We start from the raw sequence: 1,494 nt of genomic DNA on the forward strand, positions 1-1,494 counted from the left end.
ACTTTATCTGTTACAGAAATTACTGTTCCATTGCCTAAATGGCAAAGAGCAAGAAGATTTGTTATAATAAGAGAAAAATTTATTCCAAAAGATATAAATCAATTAATGTTCGAAGAATGTAAATATAAATCTTAAATTGCAATATTAAATGCAACACCCCTGTGAAAAAATCATGTAGAATAGGACTGACAATAGTCAAAATCAGCCTTAAGCCCATCTTAATAATAACAGGAGATGGAGTGCATGGGTTTGTCAAGGGCTGCGAAGCAGGCGGAGCTTTACCCTTGATAAACCACAAACGACATCTATAATATTCAAAATATGGGATTAAGCAATTTTCGATAATTCTTCATAAAAACATTTTTCTGGGGTTTTGTAATTTAGCAATTTACGTGGCAACCTATTCATCCAATTTTGAATCCTTTGAATTATATCAAAAGATAAGTCTTTGATGCTTTTGCCTTTAGGTATAAAACGACGTATAAGACCATTATGACGTTCATTAGTACCCCTTTCAAAGGAAGAATAAGGGTGAGTATAATATACATCTATACCATATCCTTTAAGCAAAGTTCCTAAATTACTAAATTCAACCCCATTATCAGCGGTGATACTTTTAAATACATGTTTAAAAGTATCTCTATACATCTCCATAAGCTTTTTTATTGAATCATCAACAGATTTACTATCTTTAGCATTTAAAGTTATCATTATTTCATAACGGGACTTACGCTCTGTTAGAGTCAAGAGAGCATTATCACCGGACTTTTTACCAATGACAGTATCTATTTCCCAATGTCCGAATTCTTCACGGGTATTTACTTCTTCTGGTCTTAAATCAATACTTTTACCTAAGATACGCTTATTTTGCTTAATTCTTTTATTCTTAGGTTTTAAGCGTAGTTTTAAAGGTAAATCTATATTGCGTACAGATAAAAAGCCTTTATCAATATAGTTGTACAATGTTTTAGTAGAAACAATATATTCATCCTTCCAAGCAGGGTCATTTTTACAATAACCTACTACAGCATCGACGGACCATTTGTCTTTAAGAATTTTTGTTTCTGCATACTTTATAAAAGCTTCGGCTGTAGCTATTTTAATTTTTGCTCCGCAATTTGAGCGATGATTTTCATATACAGCCTGACCTGTTTCAGGGAAATAACTTGTAAATGTAGATAAATCACTTTTAAGCTGTAAGGTAGTACCACGTTTAATTTCACGGGAGATAGTACTTGGACTGCGTCCTAATTTTTTAGCAATATAGCGAATACTTTTACCTTCTTTAAGCAATGCATAAATTTCCCCACGCTCATATAGCTTTAGGTGTTTAAAAGAACGTATAGGTGTGTTATAATCAGTATCATGAACCATAGTGAAAACCTCCTGTATGTTTATACTCAACACCTATATCATACATGATTTTCACTATGGTTTTAATATTTTTTATCTGTTGCATTTAATTTTACAATGAACCCTATATTTATTTTTCAC

1 protein-coding gene is annotated in these 1,494 nt (G+C 31.7%); it reads right to left on the reverse strand.

The features are described from left to right. Window positions 1–327 precede the first annotated feature (327 nt). Window positions 328–1,374, reverse strand: coding sequence for an IS30 family transposase (locus LIR34_RS17455; protein ID WP_070111396.1), 1,047 nt, complete (start codon window positions 1,372–1,374; stop codon window positions 328–330). Window positions 1,375–1,494: the final 120 nt, after the last annotated feature.

Source organism: Blautia sp. MSK17_66, assembly GCF_020538025.1.
Taxonomy (GTDB): domain Bacteria; phylum Bacillota; class Clostridia; order Lachnospirales; family Lachnospiraceae; genus Blautia_A.

Bases quoted from the DNA above. Each gene is read 5' to 3' on its own strand.
- LIR34_RS17455 (WP_070111396.1), bottom strand. From the start codon at position 1,374: ATGGTTCATGATACTGATTATAACACACCTATACGTTCTTTTAAACAC.